This window comes from Enterobacter bugandensis (assembly GCF_900324475.1).
Classification (GTDB): domain Bacteria; phylum Pseudomonadota; class Gammaproteobacteria; order Enterobacterales; family Enterobacteriaceae; genus Enterobacter; species Enterobacter bugandensis.
In genome coordinates, this window is sequence record NZ_LT992502.1 from 1524730 (window position 1) to 1544718 (window position 19989).

Below are 19989 nucleotides of genomic sequence, written 5' to 3' on the forward strand. Positions count from 1 at the left end.
ATCTCGGATTACGGCATTTCATTAAACTCGTCGCGATTTTGTCATTATAAAGAGATTGCATGTTAAACCGTTCTTCTTCTGGTTCACGTCTGGGTCGTCAGGCGTTGCTTTTCCCTCTGTGTCTGGTGCTCTACGAATTCTCTACCTATATCGGCAACGATATGATCCAGCCCGGTATGCTGGCCGTTGTGGAGCAGTACAACGCGGGAATCGAGTGGGTGCCGACCTCCATGACCGCCTATCTGGCTGGCGGCATGTTTTTGCAGTGGCTGTTAGGCCCGCTGTCGGATCGTATTGGCCGCCGTCCGGTGATGCTGACGGGCGTGGTGTGGTTTATCGTTACCTGCCTCGCCACGCTGCTGGCGCAAAACATTGAACAATTTACCCTGTTGCGTTTCCTGCAGGGGGTGAGCCTGTGCTTTATCGGTGCCGTGGGGTATGCCGCCATCCAGGAGTCGTTTGAGGAGGCGGTGTGTATCAAAATTACCGCGCTGATGGCGAACGTGGCGCTGATCGCCCCCTTACTCGGGCCGCTGGTGGGGGCCGCGTGGGTGCACGTTGCGCCGTGGGAAGGGATGTTTGTGCTCTTTGCTGTTCTCGCCGCCATCGCGTTCTTCGGCCTGCACCGCGCGATGCCGGAAACGGCTACCCGTCTGGGCGAAAAACTCTCGCTGAAAGAGCTGGGCCGGGATTACAAAGCAGTGTTGCAAAATGGCCGCTTTGTGGCGGGGGCGCTGGCGACCGGATTCGTTAGCCTGCCTCTGCTGGCGTGGATCGCGCAGTCACCGGTTATTATCATCAGCGGTGAAAAGCTCAGCAGCTACGAGTACGGCCTGCTGCAGGTGCCGATCTTTGGCGCGTTGATTATCGGTAACCTGGTGCTGGCCCGTCTGACGTCTCGCCGCACCGTGCGTTCACTGATTATCATGGGCGGCTGGCCGATTGCGGCAGGGCTGATTCTGGCGGCGGTAGCGACCGTCGCGTCATCCCACGCCTACCTGTGGATGACGGCGGGGCTGAGCATTTATGCCTTCGGAATTGGCGTGGCGAACGCTGGTCTGGTGCGCCTGACCCTGTTTGCGAGCGAGATGAGTAAAGGTACGGTCTCTGCGGCGATGGGCATGCTGCAGATGCTGATTTTTACCGTCGGTATCGAGGTGAGCAAGCACGCTTACGCGCTGGGCGGCAACGGGTTGTTCAGCCTGTTTAACCTCGCCAACGGCGTGTTGTGGATAGCCCTGATGGTGGTGTTCCTGAAGGACAAACGCGTCGGAAACGCCCTGCAACCATAATCTTTTTTTCCCCTCTCCCCTTTGGGGAGAGGGCCAGGGTGAGGGGCGAGGCTGCCAGACCGCATGCGGTCAATTAAACGGTGCCTCCCCGTTCAACACCTTCTCAATCACGTTTAAAACGCCTTCCTCGTTATTATGCGGTGCTTCAAAGCGCGCCTCCGCTTTAATATGCGGTTTGGCATTCGCCATCGCAAAGCTGAACCCGGACTGACGCAGCATCTCCACGTCGTTGCCGCTGTCACCAAAGGCCACCACTTCGCTGTCCTCGATGCCCCAGCGCGTTTGCAGGATCCGCAGGCCGTTGGCTTTATGCACGCCGGGGATAATCAGGTCAATGCTGCCGTGACCGGTGGTGACGGGCACCATAATGTCACTTAGCTTTTCATGCAGCAGCGCCTGAATGCGCGGAATTTCGTCATCGGAAACGTTGAGCCCGAACTTGAAGAAGATGTCGTTCAGGCTGTTGAAATCCTGCACCCTTTCGAGGCGGTGATAATATTTTGACGCGATATCAATGAAGGCATCGTCATAGGTCTTAAGCGTGTAGGCGCTGCCTTTCCCGCAGGCGATAATCTCAATGCCGGGGACGTCGTTTAAGACGGTGGCCACGGTGCTGAAATGCGCTTTTGTCAGCTCGCCGTTGAAGACATCTTCCCCGGCATCGACCACCCAGCCGCCGTTTTCGGCAACAAAGGCAATTTCATGCGCGATCTCCGGGAAGAAGGAGATCAGCTGGTAATACTGGTTGCCACTCGCGACCACAAAGCGAATGCCTTGCTCCTTCATGCGCGCATACTGCGCCAGAAAGCGCGGGCGGTTATAGGTCTTGGCATCACTCAGGAATGTGCCATCCATGTCGACGGCGATCAGTTTAACGCTCATATCCCTTCTCCATTGACGTTTGTTCCGTTTCCGGCTTTGCCACCGCGCGTGCCACCAGCGCCGCGATGATAACCAACCCTAACACCACCAGCATGGCGCTGCGCAGCCCGTAGTGCTCACCGAGGAAACCGAGCAGCGGCGGCCCGACCAGGAAGGCGAGGTAGCCCGTGGTCGCCACTACGCTGACGCGGGTCGGGGCATCCGGGCCGGTGTCGCTGGCGGCCGAAATAGTCAGTGGGAAGCCGAGCGACGCGCCCAGACCCCAGAGGATCACCGAGACCCCGGCAATCCAGTCCACGTCCACAAAGACGATCATCGCGATACCCAGGCCGCCGAGCAGGGCGCTGGCGCGCACTACCGCCACGCGGCTGTAGCGGTCGATAAACCAGCCGCCGGTGAAGCGCCCTACGGTCATCCCCAGCGTAAACCCGGCGTAAATCAGCGAGCCGGAGGTCGGACTAAAGCCGTGGCCGTCCACCATCAGCAGCGGCAGCCAGTCGTTGGCAGAACCTTCCGCGAAGGCCATCGCCAGCACCACCACGCCGATGAGCATCAGCTGGAAATCGCGGTAGAAGGGCAGCCCTTTTTCCGTCGAATGCTGTTCTTCAGCGGAATTCTTGCCGGTACCGTTCGGGATCGCCCGAATGCCGGTCAGGATCGGAATGATGCATACCAGCGCCGCCAGCAGGATATGCAGATTCGCGCTCATGCCAAAGGCCGTCAACGCCATCCCCACGCCCGCGCCGGCGAGCGTGCCGAGGCTGTAAAAGCCGTGCATCATGGGCAGCACGGTTTTGTTCATCTCGCGCTCGACCGCCGCCCCTTCAACGTTGATCGCAACCTCCGCCGAGCCGAAGCTGCCGCCAAATACCGTCAGCCCCAGGGCAAACAGCACCGGCGAAGCAAACCACAGCGCGACGCTTAGCACGATCATCCCAATTACCGCGAAGCACATGGTGGTGCGGATCACCGCCCGCGTGCCAAAGCGCTTCACCAGCCACGCGGAGCAGAGGATGCCGCTCATGGAGCCTATCGACAGGCCGAACAGCACGATGCCCATCTCCGCGGTGGAGACGGACAATATATCGCGAATGGCGGGCGTACGTGTGGCCCAGGAGGCCATCAGCAGACCGGGAATAAAGAAGAACATAAACAATGCCCACATGCGTAGTCGCAGGGCGTTGCGGGAAGAGGTCAGCGTCATTGGGGTAGCACCAGAAGTACAACAGTAGCGACAACACTAGCAAGTTTGTGTACATTTGTACACAAACCAGGTGAGGGATTTATGAGCAGACCACCGAACGATCCGCATCGACGTGAAAAAATTCTCCAGGCGACGCTGGACACCATTGCCGAACACGGGATTCACGCCGTCACGCACCGCAAAATCGCCACCTGCGCGGGCGTGCCGCTGGGGTCAATGACCTACTATTTCGACGGCATGGAGCCGCTGCTGGAGGAGGCCTTCACGTGGTTTACCCGGCAGATGTCGCAGCAGTACCGGGATTTCTTCGCGGGCGTCACCGGGCCGGAGATGGCGTGTGAATCCATCACCACCCTGATCCACAGCTCGCAGGTGACCACGCCGCACAACATGGCGCTGATGTATCAGCTTTACGCCTTTATGCACCGCAGCGCGGCGCTCAAAACGGTGATGCAGGACTGGATGAAGATGAGCCAGACCACGCTGGAGCAGTGGTTCGACCCGGTCACCACCCGCGCGCTGGACGCGTTTATCGAAGGGATGACGCTGCACTATGTGACTGACCGAGAGCCATTAAGCCGGGAGGAAATTCGGGCGATGGTGGGGAGAATTGCGGGCGAGGGGAACCCTTAGGCATTACTCGCCCTGCCTGTTTTACCTGGGTTCGATCTTGTTCCCGCTGGCGTCCACGACGGCTTCGCCATCCTCTTTACTAAACGCGCCTTTCTGCGCGTCCGGCAGAATGTCGAGGACAATTTCAGACGGGCGGCACAGGCGGGTGCCCAGCGGCGTTACCACAATCGGACGGTTAATCAGGATCGGGTGTTGCAGCATAAAGTCGATAAGCTGGTCGTCGCTGTAGATATCTTCGGCCAGGCCGAGCTGTTCATAGGGCTCCACGTTTTTGCGCAGCAGATCCCGCACCGAAATCCCCATATTAGCAATCAGGGTGGCCAGCTTATCGCGCGACGGCGGGGTTTCCAGATAGAGGATAATCTCCGGCTCCGTGCCGCTGTTGCGGATCATCTCCAGCGTATTGCGCGAGGTGCCACAGGCGGGGTTGTGGTAAATGGTGATGTGGCTCATATCAGTGGCTCATTACAGTGTGAAGGAGAGACGTAGCGCCAGCGCGGCGAGCGTCACAAACAGGACCGGCAGCGTCATGATGATGCCCGTCCGGAAATAGTAGCCCCAGGTTATCGTCATGTTTTTCTGCGCCAGCACGTGGAGCCAGAGTAGGGTGGCGAGGCTGCCGATAGGCGTGATTTTCGGCCCCAGATCGCAGCCAATCACGTTGGCGTAAATCATCGCGTCCTTGAGCAATCCCGTCGCCATGCTGCCCTCAATAGAGAGCGCGCCAATCAGCACCGTGGGCATATTGTTCATTATGGATGACAGAAACGCGGTGATGAACCCGGTTCCCAGCGTGGTGGCCCACAGTCCGTGTCCGGCCAGGCTATTCAGCACGCCTGTGAGATAATCCGTCAGCCCGGCATTGCGCAGGCCATACACCACCAGATACATCCCGAGCGAGAAAATAACAATTTGCCAGGGTGCGCCGCGCAGCACTTTTCCGGTGTTTATTGCATGTCCCCGTTTTGCGACAGCGAATAAAATCAGCGCGCCGACGGTGGCGATGGCGCTGACCGGAATGCCGAGAGGTTCAAGCACAAAAAAGCCAACGAGCAGAAGCAGCAGCACGATCCAGCCCGTTCTGAACGTCGGGAGATCGTGAATGGCCCGCGCGGGCTCCTGAAGTTTCGCCAGGTCATATTCTGGGGGAATTTCCTTGCGGAAGAAGAGATGCAGCATCACCAGCGTTGCGACAATCGCGGCGATATCAACGGGGATCATCACCGAGGCGTATTCGCTGAACCCCAGCTTAAAGAAGTCTGCCGACACGATGTTGACCAGGTTGGAGACAATCAGCGGCAGGCTGGCGGTATCGGCGATAAAACCTGCCGCCATCACAAACGCCAGCGTGGCCTGCTTGCTGAACCCCAGCGCCAGCAGCATGGCGATGACGATAGGCGTCAGGATCAGCGCCGCGCCGTCATTGGCAAACAGCGCCGCCACGGCCGCACCCAGCAGCACGATATAAGTAAACAGCAATCGCCCGCGACCGTTTCCCCAGCGGGCAACGTGCAGCGCCGCCCATTCGAAAAAGCCGGACTCATCCAGCAGCAGGCTGATAATGATGACGGCGATAAACGTCGCCGTGGCGTTCCAGACGATATTCCAGACCACAGGTATATCGTTAATGTGAATTACCCCGCTGGCCAACGCCAGCACGGCGCCAATGGTCGCGCTCCAGCCGATACTGAGCCCTTTGGGCTGCCAGATGACCAGTACCAGCGTAAACAGAAAAATTGCCCCTGCCAGAAACATCGCTTACTCCATCATATCTGTTTTTGTGAATGTGTTGTGATCAACACGAGCCTGAGAGTCGGTTTTTCAGCTTAATGCGCGTCTCTTCCCGCAGGCAGTTCCAGCTGGTGTCGATAACGGCTGCCGCCCATGCCGGCATGTTGGGAGAGAGACGGTAATGGACCCATTTGCCCTCGCGACGATCGATAACCAGCCCGGACTCGCGCAGCAAGGCCATATGGCGGGAGACTTTCGGCTGCGGTTCGCTGGTGGCGGAGCAGAGATCGCAGACACACAGCTCGCCCGCTTCACGGAGCAGCATGACGATGGCGAGCCGCGTTTCGTCGGAGAGGATTTTGAAGAGCTGGAGCGGGTGGAGCATGGGTGTTCCTGAGGGTAGATTAAATCATATTCGTTTAATCATATATGTTTTGGTGGGAAGAGAGAAGGTCAGATTACAGGACGGGGAATTTCAGGCAACAAAAAACCCATCAACCTTGAACCAAAACGGCGGGGTTGATGGGCTCCACAAATTGGGGACATCAAAGAAAAGCAGTGGCACTAGTTATGACTGCCCCCTGCTAAAAAAGTTCTGCGCGTTACAAAAATTTTTTCATTACGCGCAAACTTAGGAGTTATCCGAGTCCCGGCCAGATGATGATAATCAGCGTACCCGCCAGCGTCAGCAGTACGTTCGCGATAGCATAGGTGCCTGCATACCCCAGCGCCGGGATGTTGCTGCGCGCGGTATCGCTGATGATTTCCATCGCCGGCGCGCAGGTACGGGCCCCCATCATTGCCCCGAACAGCAGGGCGCGGTTCATACGCAGCACGTAGGCGCCGAACAGGAAGCAGATCACCACCGGCACCAGGCTGACGATAAGGCCGGAAACCAGCATCTGCCAGCCGACGGCGCCCAGGCTGTGGCCGATGCCGCTGCCCGCGCTCAGGCCGACGCCCGCCATAAACACCATCAGACCGAACTCTTTCACCATGTTCAGCGCGCCCTGCGGAATGTAGCCGAAGGTCGGATGGTTGGCTCGCAGGAAGCCCAGCATGATCCCGGCGAACAGCAGACCGGCGGCGTTACCGATGCCGAAGCTAAAGTTGCTGAACTGGAAGGTGATCATCCCGATCATCAGGCCAACAATGAAGAAGGCGCAGAAGGCCAGCAGGTCGGTGACCTGGCTGTGAATGGAGATAAAGCCGATGCGGTCGGCAACGGTTTTTACGCGTCGCGCGTCGCCGCTGACCTGCAGCACGTCGCCTTTGTTGAGCACAACGTTGTCGTCGATAGGCATCTCAATCTGGCTGCGGATCACGCGGTTGAGGAAGCAGCCGTGGTCGGTCAGCTTCAGCTGCGCCAGGCGGCGGCCCACGGCGTTATGGTTTTTCACCACGATCTCTTCGGTGACGATACGCATGTCGAGCAGGTCGCGGTCGAACACCTCTTTGCCGTTACGGAAGCTCGGGTCGAGACGGGCGTGCGCGTCCGGGTAACCCACCAGCGCGATGTCGTCGCCCATCTGCAGCACCGCGTCGCCGTCCGGGTTCGCCAGAATACCGTTGCGGCGGATACGTTCGATGTAGCAGCCCGTCTGGCGGTAAATCCCCAGTTCGCGAAGATTTTTGCCGTCTGCCCATGCCACCAGCTCCGGCCCGACGCGGTAGGCGCGGATAACCGGGAGATAGACTTTACGTTTGGAATCGGTATCCAGGCCGCGCTCGCGGGCGATTTGCTGGGCGCTGGTCTGCAGATCCTGGTGCTGCAGTTTTGGCAGGTAGCGCGCGCCAACGATCAGGCTCACCAGACCAATCAGATAGGTCAGGGCGTAGCCCAGGCTCAGATGGTCGAGGGCGGTAGAGAGCTGCGCGCCCGCCATGCCGGAATGGCGCAGGGTATCACCGGCGCCCACGAGCACGGGGGTTGACGTCATAGAGCCGGCCAGCATACCGGCCGTAAGCCCGATATCCCAGCCAAACAGTTTGCCCAGTCCTAACGCGATCAGCAGCGCGCTGCCGACCATCACCAGCGCCAGCATCAGATAATTTTTGCCGTCGCGGAAGAAAATTGAAAAAAAGTTAGGTCCCGCTTCTACGCCAACGCAAAAAATAAACAGCATAAAACCTAAGTTCAGCGCGTCCGTGTTAATGCTGAAGTGCTGCTGGCCTAATAATAAGGAGACGACTAAAACGCCAATGGAATTACCGAGTTGAACCGACCCCAGGCGCAATTTACCCAGGCAAAGACCCAGCGCCAGTACCACAAATAATAACAGGATGTAATTCCCATTTAACAAGTCTGCGACGTTTATATTCACGGAGGCTAACTTCTTGTTTACCAGTAAGTTGTTGAATGAAAGGACTTTTTGGGCTACTGTTTTCTGGATCAGGGAAAAGCGCTAACGCTCCCTGTTTCCTGCTTTATTCCCTAAAACATTAGCTGGCGTGTAGTTTAATCGCATTAGCTACTGACAGCTACTGATTATCGCATCACCCTGTGCGTACTTTGGCATGGATTGCCGCACTGCTTTATCTGACTGGGCGTCTACCCGACGAATGTGTATTTGATAGAGATAAGTCAGGAGGATAGTTTGAATATGAAACGAAACTGGGCGGGGGTGATCAGCTGTTTTTTGCTGTTCACTGTCGTGTGCATGTCGCTCGCATTTAATGTAAAGGGCGCATTCAGGGCGTCCGGGCATCCTGAGCTGGGGTTGCTCTTCTTCACGTTGCCGGGGGCTGCCGCCAGTTTTCTCTCCCGTAAAGGGGAGGTGGTGAAACCGCTGCTCGGCGCCATGCTCGCTGCACCGCTGTGTCTGCTGATGATGCGCCTGATGTATATTTCAACGCGGAGTTTCTGGCAGGAGCTGGCGTGGTTGCTGAGCGGCGTATTCTGGTGCGCGCTTGGCGCGCTGTGCTACCTGTTTGTGCGCAGCCTGGTTCAGCACCGACGGCACCGCAAATAAAAACGCCCTCAGGGTGAGGGCGTCTCTTCATTACTGCTCGGCAAACAGGCCCAGATGCTCTTTGGCGTAGGCCTCAAAGTCGGTGCAACCGCCGATGTGTTTCTGATCGAGGAAGATCTGCGGCACGGTCTCAACCGGCTTACCGACGGTTTTTTCCAGGTCGGCTTTGGTGATGCCTTCCGCGTGGATGTCCACATAGCGGAAGTTGAAGTCATCGCGCTCTTCGGTCAGTTTCTCAGCCAGCTCTTTCGCGCGCACACAGTAAGGGCACCCTGGACGACCAAAAATTACTGCAAACATTTCTCTCTCCTCAAAAAACAAGCCTGACGGCGAATGACTCGTATAGTGCCCCATAACCCGCCGTCATTAAAGAAGGTTTCGCCTGTCGTTATAATACCTATGAGCTATGTTTCGCCAATTACACCGCGCACATCATTGCCTATACTGGCTGCCATACGTATTAAGCAAGACTAAAGAGAGACAAGATGACGCCAACCATAGACCTGCTCCAGTCCCACCGCTCCATTCGCCACTTTACCGATGAGCCGATTACCGAGGCGCAGCGTAATGCGATTATCGACAGCGCAAGAGCCACCTCCAGCTCCAGCTTTTTGCAGTGCAGCTCGATTATCCGCATTACTGATAAAGCCATGCGTGAACAGCTGGTGACGCTCACCGGCGGGCAGAAGCATGTGGCTCAGGCAGCCGAGTTCTGGGTGTTCTGCGCCGACTTTAACCGCCACCTGCAGATCTGCCCTGAGGCGGAACTTGGGCTGGCCGAACAGCTGCTGCTGGGCGTGGTGGATACCGCGCTGATGGCGCAAAACGCCTTTACGGCCGCGGAATCGCTGGGGTTAGGCGGTGTCTATATCGGCGGGCTGCGTAACAACATTCAAAGCGTGACCGACCTGCTGAAGCTGCCAAAACACGTGCTGCCGCTGTTTGGCCTCTGCCTCGGCTGGCCGGCGGACAACCCGGATCTCAAGCCGCGCATTCCTGCCGCGATGCTGGTGCATGAAAACCATTACCAGCCGGTCGATCAGGATGTCCTGAATCAATACGACGAAGAGCTGGCGAACTACTACATGACGCGCGGCAGCAATAACCGTCGCGACACCTGGACGGACCATATTCGCCGCACCATCATCAAAGAAAACCGCCCGTTTATTCTTGAGTATCTGCACAAGCAGGGCTGGGCAACGCGATAGTCCATTCCTCCTGCGCCTGCCTGCGTATATGATATGCAGGCTTTTTCCATGTCTTCAGAGAGGTGCAGGGTGAAAATTGCCATATTGTCCCGGGACGGAACGCTCTATTCATGTAAGCGCCTGCGAGAAGCGGCGGCGAAACGCGGGCATCAGGTTGAGATCCTCGACCCGATGTCCTGCTATATGAATATCGACCCCGCCGCCTCGTCGATTCACTACAAAGGCCGCAAGCTGCCGCACTTTGACGCGGTCATCCCCCGCATCGGCTCCCAGATTACCTACTACGGCACCGCCGCGCTGCGCCAGTTCGAGATGCTGGGCAGCTATCCGCTCAACGAATCCGTCGCCATTTCCCGCGCCCGCGACAAGCTGCGCTCCCTGCAGCTTCTCGCCCGACAGGGGATCGATCTCCCCGTCACGGGCATTGCTCATTCACCGGACGACACCAGCGATCTCATCGATATGGTGGGCGGCGCGCCTCTAGTGATCAAGCTGGTGGAAGGCACGCAGGGCATTGGCGTGGTGTTAGCGGAAACACGTCAGGCGGCGGAGAGCGTGATCGACGCCTTTCGCGGGCTGAATGCGCACATTCTGGTGCAGGAGTACATTGAAGAGGCGAAAGGGCGCGACATTCGCTGTTTCGTGGTGGGGAACGAGGTCGTGGCGGCCATCGAGCGCCAGGCCAAAGAGGGCGACTTCCGCTCTAACCTTCACCGCGGCGGCGTCGCGCGGGTAGCCGATATTAGCGAACGCGAACGGGAAATAGCCGTGAAAGCGGCGCAAACCCTGGGGCTGGACGTAGCGGGCGTGGACCTTCTGCGCGCGACGCGCGGGCCGCTGGTGATGGAGGTGAACGCCTCCCCGGGGCTGGAAGGTGTGGAAAAAACCACAGGGGTCGATATTGCAGGTAAAATGATCTCATGGATCGAGCGTCATGCCACGCCGGGTTACTGTCTGAAAACGGGCGGTTAAATGGATTACCGGGCGCTTTTTGAGTACCCTATGCGAAGTTTTTACTAAAGAGGCTGCACAGCGATGGATTTACAGGTCGTACCTACACTGGATACGTTACGTCAATGGCTTGATGATGCCGGGATCACCTTCTTCGAATGTGATTCCTGCCAGGCGCTGCATCTGCCTCATATGCAGAATTTCGACGGCATTTTCGATGCCAAAATCGATCTGATTAACGACGTGATCCTTTTTTCCGCGCTGGCCGAAGTGAAGCCTTCTGCGCTGCTGGCGCTGGCCTCCGATCTCTCGGCTATCAACGCCAGTTCTTTGACGGTGAAAGCATTTCTCGATATACAGGACGATAATCTGCCAAAACTGGTCGTTTGCCAGTCTTTATTCTCCGGGGCAGGGCTGTCGTTCAAGCAGTTCGCCTGGTTTATGCGCCTGAGCGAAGAGCAAATTTCCATGGTTATGATGGAAGCCAATGCACATCATCTGCTGTATAGCGCGGAAGACGATGCTGAGAATAATGATGCATCTCCCAATTTTCTTCACTAAGCCTGTCTGACTTTTGCGCAGTCGCTGCCATAGCGGCTGCAGAAGGCCATTTTTTCTGCTGCCTTTAACCTTTCTTTAAAGAATTTTTCACCTCCCTCAAGGCCATTTCGGCTTATCACGTAGACTTAACCTGCATAAAAAATTGATAAAAGGCGTTTTTTCGTCTGGGCTATAGCCGGAGACACGGGCTACAGTTATTCTTGCGATGCTTAAAAAAGCGAGCGGATCCTGCCGGGTAAAGAGGTTTCTTTTTATTTTGAGCAGAGCGACAAACTATGCATGATTTTTGCATATATCCAGATTGCACAGTTTAGTTCGTTTGTTAACGAGCTTTCAGAAGGAATAACACTATGATCGCCTTGAATAAAAAATGGTTATCGGGTCTGGTTGCGGGTGCTCTGATGGCCGTCTCTGCCGGCACGCTCGCTGCGGAACAAAAAACGCTGCACGTATACAACTGGTCTGACTATATTGCGCCGGACACGGTCGCTAATTTTGAAAAAGAGACCGGCATTAAAGTGGTCTATGACGTTTTCGATTCCAATGAAGTGCTGGAAGGAAAGCTGATGGCAGGCAGCACCGGTTTTGACCTGGTCGTACCTTCCGCAAGCTTCCTGGAACGTCAGCTGACGGCGGGCGTCTTCCAGCCGCTGGACAAGAGCAAGTTATCGAACTGGAAAAACCTCGATCCGGAAGTGCTGAAGCTGGTGGCGAAGCACGACCCGGACAACAAATACGCCATGCCTTACCTGTGGGCGACCACCGGTATCGGCTACAACGTGGATAAAGTCAAAGCCGCGCTGGGCCCGGACGTTAAGCTGGACAGCTGGGACGTGGTGCTGAAGCCGGAAAACCTTGAGAAGCTGAAAAGCTGCGGCGTCTCCTTCCTCGATGCGCCGGAAGAGATTTTCGCCACCGTGCTGAACTACCTGGGCAAAGACCCGAACAGCAATAAAGCCGATGATTACACCGGCCCGGCGACCGATCTGCTGCTGAAGCTGCGTCCAAACATTCGCTACTTCCACTCGTCACAGTACATCAACGACCTGGCGAACGGCGACATCTGCGTGGCGATCGGCTGGGCAGGGGACGTGTGGCAGGCGGCGAACCGCGCGAAAGAGGCGAAAAACGGCGTGAATGTGTCCTACTTTATTCCAAAAGAGGGGGCGCTGGCCTTCTTTGACGTCTTCGCCATGCCGGCTGACGCGAAAAACAAAGAGGAAGCCTACCAGTTCCTGAATTACCTGATGCGTCCTGAGGTGATCGCCCACATCAGCGACCACGTTTACTACGCCAACGGTAACAAGGCCTCCGTGCCGCTGGTGAGCGAAGCGATCCGCAGTAATCCGGCAATCTATCCGCCAGCGGACGTGTTCGCCAAGCTGTTCACCCTGAAGGTTCAGGATCCAAAAATTGACCGCGTGCGTACCCGTGCGTGGACCAAGGTGAAAAGCGGTAAATAACGGCGTTTGGTAACGTTGCCCGGTGGCGCTATCGCTTACCGGGCCTACACAACCCGTAGGCCGGGCAAGCGTTCGCGCCGCCCGGCGATGCGCACCCAGACGGTGCGTTTGCACCAGTATTGATCTATGCCGGAGAGCACCCCGTGAATGACGCGATCCCCCGCCCGCAGGCGAAAGTCCGTAAAGCGCTGACCCCGCTTCTTGAAATTCGTAACCTCACCAAATCTTTCGATGGCCAGCATGCCGTGGACGACGTCAGCCTGACTATCTATAAAGGCGAAATATTCGCGCTACTGGGCGCATCGGGCTGCGGTAAATCGACCCTGCTGCGTATGCTGGCCGGTTTTGAACAGCCTACCGCCGGGCAAATTATGCTCGATGGTGTGGATCTCTCCAGCGTGCCGCCGTATCAGCGCCCGATTAACATGATGTTCCAGTCCTACGCACTGTTTCCGCACATGACGGTGGAGCAAAACATCGCCTTTGGCCTGAAGCAGGACAAGCTGCCGAAAGCCGAAATCACCGCGCGCGTGGCCGAAATGCTGAGCCTGGTGCATATGCAGGAGTTCGCGAAGCGTAAGCCGCACCAGCTTTCCGGCGGTCAGCGTCAGCGCGTGGCGCTGGCGAGAAGCCTGGCGAAACGCCCGAAACTGCTGCTGCTCGACGAGCCGATGGGCGCGCTGGATAAAAAGCTGCGCGACCGTATGCAGCTCGAAGTGGTCGATATCCTCGAGCGCGTGGGGGTGACCTGCGTGATGGTCACCCATGACCAGGAAGAGGCCATGACCATGGCCGGGCGTATCGCGATCATGAACCGCGGGAAGTTCGTGCAGATTGGCGAGCCGGAAGAGATTTACGAGCATCCGACCACCCGCTACAGCGCGGAGTTCATCGGCTCGGTCAACGTTTTTGAAGGGCTGCTGAAGGATCGTCAGGAGGATGGTCTGGTCATCGAATCACCGGGGCTGCAGCATCCGCTTAAGGTCGATCCTGACAGCTCGGTGGTGGACAACGTGCCGGTCTACGTGGCGCTGCGCCCGGAGAAGATCATGCTCTGTGACGATCCGCCTGCCGATGGCTATAACTTTGCCGTCGGGGAAGTGGTGCACATTGCCTATCTGGGCGATCTCTCCATTTACCACGTGCGTCTGAAAAGCGGACAGATGCTCAGCGCGCAGCTACAGAACGAACATCGCTACCGCAAGGGGCAGCCGACCTGGGGCGACGAAGTGCGCCTGTGCTGGGACGCGGACAGCTGCGTCGTGCTGACGGTATAAGGAGCGATCATGAGCACACTTGAACCTCCAGCCCGCGTCAAAAAACCGGGCGGCTTTGCCCACTGGCTGACGCGCCTTAAGATGAACCACGGCCGCAAGCTGGTAATCGCCATGCCTTACGTGTGGCTGATCCTGCTGTTCCTGCTGCCGTTCCTGATCGTCTTTAAGATCAGCCTGGCGGAGATGGCGCGGGCGATCCCGCCGTATACCGATCTGTGGGAGTGGGCCGACGGGCAGCTGACGCTGACGTTGAATCTGGGCAACTTCCTCCAGCTCACCGAGGATCCGCTCTATTTCGAAGCCTATCTGCAGTCTCTGCAGGTGGCGGCGATCTCGACGCTCTGCTGTCTGGTGATGGGCTACCCGCTGGCGTGGGCCGTGGCGCACAGCAAGCCGTCAACGCGTAACATCCTGCTGCTGCTGGTGATCCTGCCGTCGTGGACCTCGTTTCTGATACGCGTTTACGCGTGGATGGGGATCCTGAAAAACAACGGGGTGCTGAATAATTTTCTGATGTGGCTTGGGGTTATCGATCAGCCGCTGACCATCCTGCACACCAACCTTGCGGTCTATATCGGCATTGTCTATGCCTATCTGCCGTTTATGGTGCTGCCGATTTACACCGCCCTGACGCGGATTGACTACTCGCTGGTGGAAGCCTCGCTCGATCTCGGCGCGCGTCCGCTGAAGACCTTCTTCAGCGTGATTGTCCCGCTGACCAAAGGCGGAATCATTGCCGGGTCGATGCTGGTGTTTATTCCGGCGGTCGGGGAGTTTGTGATCCCGGAACTGCTCGGCGGGCCGGACAGCATCATGATTGGCCGCGTGCTGTGGCAGGAGTTCTTCAATAACCGCGACTGGCCGGTGGCGTCGGCGGTGGCGATTATCATGCTCCTGCTGCTGATCGTCCCGATCATGTGGTTCCATAAGCATCAGCAGAAACAGATGGGAGATCGCGGATGAACAATTTACCGGTAGTACGCTCCCCGTGGCGCATTCTGATCCTCGTTATCGGCTTCACCTTCCTGTATGCGCCGATGCTGATGCTGGTGATCTACTCGTTCAACAGCTCTAAGCTGGTGACGGTCTGGGCGGGCTGGTCGACGCGCTGGTACAGCGAGCTGTTCCACGACGACGCGATGATGAGCGCGGTGGGGCTGAGCCTGACCATTGCCGCGCTGGCGGCCACGATGGCCTGCGTTCTGGGCACCATCGCCGCGCTGGTGATGGTGCGCTTCGGGCGTTTTCGCGGCTCAAACGGTTTCGCCTTTATGATCACTGCCCCGCTGGTGATGCCGGACGTTATTACCGGCCTGTCGCTGCTGCTGCTGTTCGTGGCCCTGGCGCACGCCATCGGCTGGCCGGCGGATCGCGGCATGCTCACCATCTGGCTGGCGCACGTCACCTTCTGTACCGCGTATGTGGCGGTGGTGATCTCCTCGCGCCTGCGCGAGCTGGACCGCTCCATTGAAGAGGCGGCGATGGATCTCGGCGCCACGCCGCTAAAGGTCTTTTTCATCATTACCCTGCCGATGATTATGCCGGCGGTGATCTCCGGCTGGCTGCTGGCGTTCACGCTCTCCCTCGACGATCTGGTTATCGCCAGCTTTGTTTCGGGGCCGGGCGCGACGACGCTGCCGATGCTGGTCTTCTCCAGCGTGCGCATGGGGGTGAACCCGGAGATCAACGCCCTGGCCTCTATCATCCTCGGCGTGGTCGGAATTGTCGGATTTATCGCCTGGTATTTGATGGCGCGCGCGGAAAAACAGCGCGTGCGCGATATCCAGCGTGCAAGACGCGGCTGAAGGATTTAAAATTTCCGGTGATGTGCCGCGCATGACGCGGCACTGTTTTTCAGGGAAGTAAAACATTGGGATTAGTAAAAAAATCACGTATTACGCACGCCCGTCCTAACGTTCCTGCGCTGGTTCAGGTGGCGGCGCTCGCCATTATTATGATCCGCTGCCTGGACGTGCTGATGATTTTGAATACGCTGGGCGTGCGCGGCATCGGGGAATTCATTCACCGCAGCGTGCAAACGTGGAATCTGACGCTGGTCTTTTTAAGCAGCCTGGTGCTGGTGTTTATCGAGATCTACTGCGCGTTTTCGCTGGTCAAAGGGCGAAACTGGGCGCGCTGGGTCTATCTGCTCACGCAGGTGACCGCCGCCAGCTATCTGTGGGCCGCCTCGCTGGGCTATGGCTATCCTGAGCTGTTCAGCATTCCGGGCGAGTCGCGACGTGAGATTTTCCATGCGCTGGTCATGCAAAAACTGCCGGATATGCTGGTGCTCTGCCTGCTTTTCGTTCCGGCGTCCAGTCGGCGGTTCTTCCGCCTGCAATAATGTGTATAATCGCAGCCCTCGTTTTCCTTAAGGTTTTCATATGCAGTGCGCACTCTATGACGCCGGACGCTGCCGCTCCTGTCAGTGGATAGAACAGCCGGTTTCTCAACAACTCACCGCCAAAATGACCGACCTGCAACAGCTGCTGGCAGCACGCGCGGTGGGCGAGTGGTGCGCACCCGTCAGCGGCCCGGAGCAGGGGTTCCGTAATAAAGCCAAAATGGTGGTCAGCGGCAGCGTTGAAAAACCGCTGCTGGGGATGCTGCACCGCGACGGCACGCCGGAAGACTTAACCGACTGCCCGCTCTATCCCGCCTCGTTTAAGCCGGTTTTTGCCGCACTGAAACCGTTTATCGCTCGCGCGGGGTTAACGCCTTACAACGTTGCCCGCAGGCGTGGCGAGTTGAAGTACCTTCTCCTGACGGAAAGCCAGATCGACGGCGGCATGATGCTGCGCTTCGTGCTGCGTTCGGAAGCCAAGCTGGCGCAGCTGCGCGCGGCGCTGCCGTGGCTGCAGGAACAGCTTCCTCAGTTAAAGGTGATTACCGCAAACATTCAGCCGGTGCATATGGCGATCATGGAAGGGGAGAAAGAGGTTTTCTTCACCGACCAGCACGCGCTGGCGGAGAGCTTCAACGGCGTGCCGCTGTGGATCCGCCCGCAAAGCTTCTTCCAGACCAACCCGACCGTGGCAAGCAGCCTGTACGCCACCGCCCGCGACTGGGTGCACGCGTTAAACATCCATCATATGTGGGATCTGTTCTGCGGCGTGGGCGGTTTTGGCCTGCACTGCGCCACGCCTGAGATGCAGCTCACCGGCATTGAGATCTCCGCCGAAGCGATTGCCTGCGCAAAGCAGTCCGCTGCTGAGCTGGGGTTAACCAATCTGCACTTTCAGGCGCTGGACTCCACGCAGTTCGCGACCGGTCAGGGCAACGTGCCGGAGCTGGTGCTGGTTAATCCGCCGCGTCGTGGGATTGGCAAATCCCTCTGCGACTACCTGAGCCAGATGGCGCCGGAATACATCGTCTATTCAAGCTGTAACGCACAGACCATGGCGAAAGACATCGCTCAACTGCCGGGCTATCGCATTGAACGCGTGCAGCTTTTCGATATGTTCCCGCATACCGCGCATTATGAAGTCCTGACGTTGCTCGTGAAATCTTAAACAAAATGTGAACTCTGCCCGCCCATAAAATCAGGTAAGCTTACGTCATAAGAGATGAATAAAGGCTTACCCATGAAGCAGATCCTGCTGGTGGAAGACGACCACGATATCGCGGCGCTTCTGCGGCTCAACTTAGAAGACGAAGGCTACGCCATCACCCACGAGCCCGACGGGGGCAACGCCCTGCAGCGCCTTGAAAAACAGCCGTGGGATGCGGTGATCCTCGACCTGATGCTGCCCAACGTTGACGGCCTGGAGATCTGCCGCCGCATCCGCCAGATGACCCGCTACCTGCCGGTGATCATCATCAGCGCCCGCAGCAGCGAAACCGACCGCATCACCGGGCTGGAAACCGGCGCCGATGATTATCTGGCAAAACCCTTTTCAGTGCAGGAATTGATTGCCCGCATCAAAGCGCTGTTCCGCCGCCAGCAGGCGATGGGGCAGGCGCAGGCTGACGGGCAAATCCAGGCCCACGGCCTGACGATCGATCCCCTGGCGCGCAGCGTGCTGCTTCACGGCCAGGTGGTGGATCTCACCCCGCGCGAATTCGAACTGCTGTACTTCTTCGCCCGCCATCCAGGCGAGGTGTTTTCCCGTCTGGCGCTGCTGGAGCAGGTGTGGGGCTATCAGCACGAAGGCTACGAGCACACCGTCAACACCCATATCAACCGCCTGCGCATCAAGATTGAGAAGGACGCCGCCGAGCCGGAGATAATTCGCACCGTCTGGGGCAAGGGCTATAAATTTGCGGAGCCAAACCATGATGCGCCGCTTTAGCCTGAGCCAGCGTCTGACGCTGCTCTTTGTCCTGCTGATGATGCTCTGCGCTACCGTCGCCTGCGCGGTGCAGCTCTACAGCAGTATGCAGTACGGCAACGCGATGGTGCAGCGGTTGTCGGGCGGCCTGGCGCAGCAGATCGTCCAGCGGGAACCGATTCTGGACGCGCAGGGCAGGGTTGACCGCACCGCGCTGAAGCCGCTGTTCGACCGTCTGATGACCTTCAACCCGAGCGTTGAACTGTACGTTATCTCGCCGGACGGCGAAATCCTGGCCGATGCCGCACCGCCGGGCCATATTCAGCGGCAAAAAATCGACCTGGCACCGGTTCAGACCTTCCTGAGCGGTACTGCCATACCGGTACTGGGCGACGACCCGCGCAGTCAAAATAAAAAAGTGTTCAGCGCCACGCCGCTGCGGCAGGACGGCGAGCTTAAGGGCTACCTGTACATCATTTTGCAGGGCGAGGAGTCGAACGCGCTGGCGGAAATGGCCTGGCATAAGGCGCTCTGGAGCACGGTGCTCTGGTCATTGCTGTGGGTCGCGCTGTTTGGCCTGCTGGCGGGTCTGCTGGTCTGGTACTGGGTAACGCGTCCGGTTAAGCGCCTGACGGAAGAGGTCACCGGCCTGGAGCAGGACAGCATTAGCGCAATCAGGCTGCTCGCAGCACAGCCGCCGGATGCCGCGGCCAATGACGAAGTGGCGCTCCTGCGCAACAGTTTCATCGAGCTGGCGCGGAAAATTACCCGCCAGTGGGACCAGCTGGCCGACAGCGATCGCCAGCGCCGGGAGTTTATCGCCAACATTTCGCACGATCTTCGCACGCCGCTGACCTCGCTGCTGGGCTATCTTGAAACCCTGTCGCTCAAATCCGCCACCCTGACGCCGCAGGAGCACCAGCAGTATCTCGCCACCGCGCTGCGTCAGGGACAAAAGGTACGACATCTTTCCCAGCAGCTTTTCGAGCTGGCGCGCCTTGAGCACGGCGGCATTAAGCCGCAACGCGAACGGTTCGCGATGGGAGAGCTGATTTCCGACGTGGCGCAGAAGTTTGAGCTTACCGCCCGCACGCGCGAGGTGAATCTGCATATTGACGTGCCGGGCCCCTTGCCGCTGGTCAATGCCGATGTGTCGATGATCGAGCGCGTGGTGACCAACCTGCTCGATAACGCGATGCGTCATACGCCCACTGGCGGGGAAATTCGTCTGGCGGTGTGGCAGGAGAATGAACGGCTTCAGGTTGAAGTGGCAGACTCCGGAACGGGCGTGGATGCCTCGCTGCGCGACGATCTGTTCCAGCGGCCTTCGGCGCTGAATACCCAGGCATCGCGGGAGAACCGCGGCGGGTTAGGACTGTTAATCGTTAAGCGAATGCTGGAGCTGCACGGCGGCGGGATCAGGCTGATGGAGTCCGTGAGCGGGGCGCGGTTCAGGTTCTTTGTGCCGCTGTGAGAAATTGCCGGGTGGCGCTGCGCTTGCCCGGCCTACAGACCACCCCCGTAGGCCAGACCACCCGGCAAAA

The 19989-nt window shown here is 58.1% G+C and carries 21 protein-coding genes; 14 read left to right on the top strand and 7 right to left on the bottom strand.

Going from position 1 to position 19989, the window contains the following annotated elements; all coding sequences use genetic code 11:
- Window positions 1–59 precede the first annotated feature (59 nt).
- The gene (locus DG357_RS07365) at window positions 60–1292 is read left to right on the top strand and encodes an MFS transporter (RefSeq protein WP_088204909.1); all 1233 of its coding nucleotides are present in this window, start codon (window positions 60–62) and stop codon (window positions 1290–1292) included.
- A gap of 69 nt (window positions 1293–1361) precedes the next feature.
- Here the strand turns inward: DG357_RS07365 and DG357_RS07370 are convergent, their stop codons facing one another.
- Both DG357_RS07370 and DG357_RS07375 read right to left on the bottom strand, forming a co-directional pair.
- Window positions 1362–2174 carry a Cof-type HAD-IIB family hydrolase gene (locus DG357_RS07370; RefSeq protein ID WP_028012490.1) on the bottom strand — a complete coding sequence of 271 codons (813 nt, stop codon included), beginning with the start codon at window positions 2172–2174 and terminating at the stop codon, window positions 1362–1364.
- Window positions 2164–3378, bottom strand: coding sequence for an MFS transporter (locus DG357_RS07375; RefSeq protein ID WP_041910681.1), 1215 nt, complete (start codon window positions 3376–3378; stop codon window positions 2164–2166). Before DG357_RS07375 ends, DG357_RS07370 begins: the two co-directional genes overlap by 11 nt.
- A gap of 81 nt (window positions 3379–3459) precedes the next feature.
- Between DG357_RS07375 and DG357_RS07380 the strand changes: the two genes are divergently transcribed.
- Window positions 3460–4011 carry a TetR/AcrR family transcriptional regulator gene (locus DG357_RS07380; RefSeq protein ID WP_028012492.1) on the top strand — a complete coding sequence of 184 codons (552 nt, stop codon included), beginning with the start codon at window positions 3460–3462 and terminating at the stop codon, window positions 4009–4011.
- Between the two features lie 21 nt (window positions 4012–4032).
- Here the strand turns inward: DG357_RS07380 and arsC are convergent, their stop codons facing one another.
- From arsC to DG357_RS07405, 4 genes are all read right to left on the bottom strand, one after another.
- Window positions 4033–4464: a glutaredoxin-dependent arsenate reductase gene (gene arsC / locus DG357_RS07385; protein WP_088204910.1), complete on the bottom strand. Its 432-nt coding sequence runs from the start codon at window positions 4462–4464 to the stop codon at window positions 4033–4035.
- A gap of 12 nt (window positions 4465–4476) precedes the next feature.
- A complete protein-coding gene (locus DG357_RS07390; RefSeq protein WP_088204911.1) occupies window positions 4477–5766 on the bottom strand; it encodes an arsenic transporter in 1290 nt (429 codons plus the stop codon).
- A gap of 40 nt (window positions 5767–5806) precedes the next feature.
- A complete protein-coding gene (locus DG357_RS07395; RefSeq protein ID WP_088204912.1) occupies window positions 5807–6127 on the bottom strand; it encodes a metalloregulator ArsR/SmtB family transcription factor in 321 nt (106 codons plus the stop codon).
- Between the two features lie 253 nt (window positions 6128–6380).
- Entirely contained in the window at window positions 6381–8066 is a 1686-nt protein-coding gene (locus tag DG357_RS07405; RefSeq protein WP_014169303.1) for an aspartate:alanine antiporter, read from the bottom strand.
- 279 nt (window positions 8067–8345) lie between these two features.
- On the opposite strand from DG357_RS07405, the gene DG357_RS07410 reads away from it, so the two are divergent.
- A complete protein-coding gene (locus tag DG357_RS07410) occupies window positions 8346–8714 on the top strand; it encodes an inner membrane protein YbjM (protein WP_088204913.1) in 369 nt (122 codons plus the stop codon).
- Window positions 8715–8744: 30 nt separating this feature from the next.
- Here DG357_RS07410 and DG357_RS07415 read toward each other — a convergent pair whose 3' ends face one another.
- The gene (locus tag DG357_RS07415; RefSeq protein ID WP_028012502.1) at window positions 8745–9014 is read right to left on the bottom strand and encodes a GrxA family glutaredoxin; all 270 of its coding nucleotides are present in this window, start codon (window positions 9012–9014) and stop codon (window positions 8745–8747) included.
- A 185-nt stretch (window positions 9015–9199) separates the two neighbouring features.
- On the opposite strand from DG357_RS07415, the gene nfsA reads away from it, so the two are divergent.
- The 11 genes from nfsA to DG357_RS07475 all read left to right on the top strand — a co-directional run bounded on the left by nfsA (window position 9200) and on the right by DG357_RS07475 (window position 19919).
- The gene (gene nfsA, locus DG357_RS07420) at window positions 9200–9922 is read left to right on the top strand and encodes a nitroreductase NfsA (RefSeq protein WP_028012503.1); all 723 of its coding nucleotides are present in this window, start codon (window positions 9200–9202) and stop codon (window positions 9920–9922) included.
- A gap of 69 nt (window positions 9923–9991) precedes the next feature.
- Window positions 9992–10894, top strand: coding sequence for a 30S ribosomal protein S6--L-glutamate ligase (gene rimK / locus DG357_RS07425; protein WP_028012504.1), 903 nt, complete (start codon window positions 9992–9994; stop codon window positions 10892–10894).
- A gap of 63 nt (window positions 10895–10957) precedes the next feature.
- The gene (locus DG357_RS07430; RefSeq protein WP_003858385.1) at window positions 10958–11434 is read left to right on the top strand and encodes a YbjN domain-containing protein; all 477 of its coding nucleotides are present in this window, start codon (window positions 10958–10960) and stop codon (window positions 11432–11434) included.
- Window positions 11435–11784: 350 nt separating this feature from the next.
- Window positions 11785–12897, top strand: a complete 1113-nt coding sequence (gene potF, locus DG357_RS07440) for a spermidine/putrescine ABC transporter substrate-binding protein PotF (protein WP_028012505.1) — start codon at window positions 11785–11787, stop codon at window positions 12895–12897.
- A gap of 143 nt (window positions 12898–13040) precedes the next feature.
- The gene (gene potG / locus DG357_RS07445; RefSeq protein ID WP_045630953.1) at window positions 13041–14174 is read left to right on the top strand and encodes a putrescine ABC transporter ATP-binding subunit PotG; all 1134 of its coding nucleotides are present in this window, start codon (window positions 13041–13043) and stop codon (window positions 14172–14174) included.
- A gap of 9 nt (window positions 14175–14183) precedes the next feature.
- Complete coding sequence (potH, locus tag DG357_RS07450; protein ID WP_041910674.1) at window positions 14184–15137, top strand: putrescine ABC transporter permease PotH; 954 nt, start codon at window positions 14184–14186, stop codon at window positions 15135–15137.
- Window positions 15134–15979 (top strand): putrescine ABC transporter permease PotI, encoded by an 846-nt coding sequence (gene potI / locus DG357_RS07455; RefSeq protein WP_028012508.1) that lies wholly within the window; start codon window positions 15134–15136, stop codon window positions 15977–15979. Before potH ends, potI begins: the two co-directional genes overlap by 4 nt.
- A gap of 65 nt (window positions 15980–16044) precedes the next feature.
- A complete protein-coding gene (locus tag DG357_RS07460; protein ID WP_028012509.1) occupies window positions 16045–16518 on the top strand; it encodes a YbjO family protein in 474 nt (157 codons plus the stop codon).
- Window positions 16519–16558: 40 nt separating this feature from the next.
- Complete coding sequence (gene rlmC, locus DG357_RS07465; protein WP_088204914.1) at window positions 16559–17686, top strand: 23S rRNA (uracil(747)-C(5))-methyltransferase RlmC; 1128 nt, start codon at window positions 16559–16561, stop codon at window positions 17684–17686.
- A gap of 72 nt (window positions 17687–17758) precedes the next feature.
- The gene (locus DG357_RS07470) at window positions 17759–18466 is read left to right on the top strand and encodes a response regulator transcription factor (RefSeq protein WP_041912037.1); all 708 of its coding nucleotides are present in this window, start codon (window positions 17759–17761) and stop codon (window positions 18464–18466) included.
- A complete protein-coding gene (locus DG357_RS07475; RefSeq protein WP_028012512.1) occupies window positions 18450–19919 on the top strand; it encodes a sensor histidine kinase in 1470 nt (489 codons plus the stop codon). The genes DG357_RS07470 and DG357_RS07475 overlap by 17 nt, the downstream gene beginning before the upstream one ends.
- Window positions 19920–19989 lie beyond the last annotated feature (70 nt).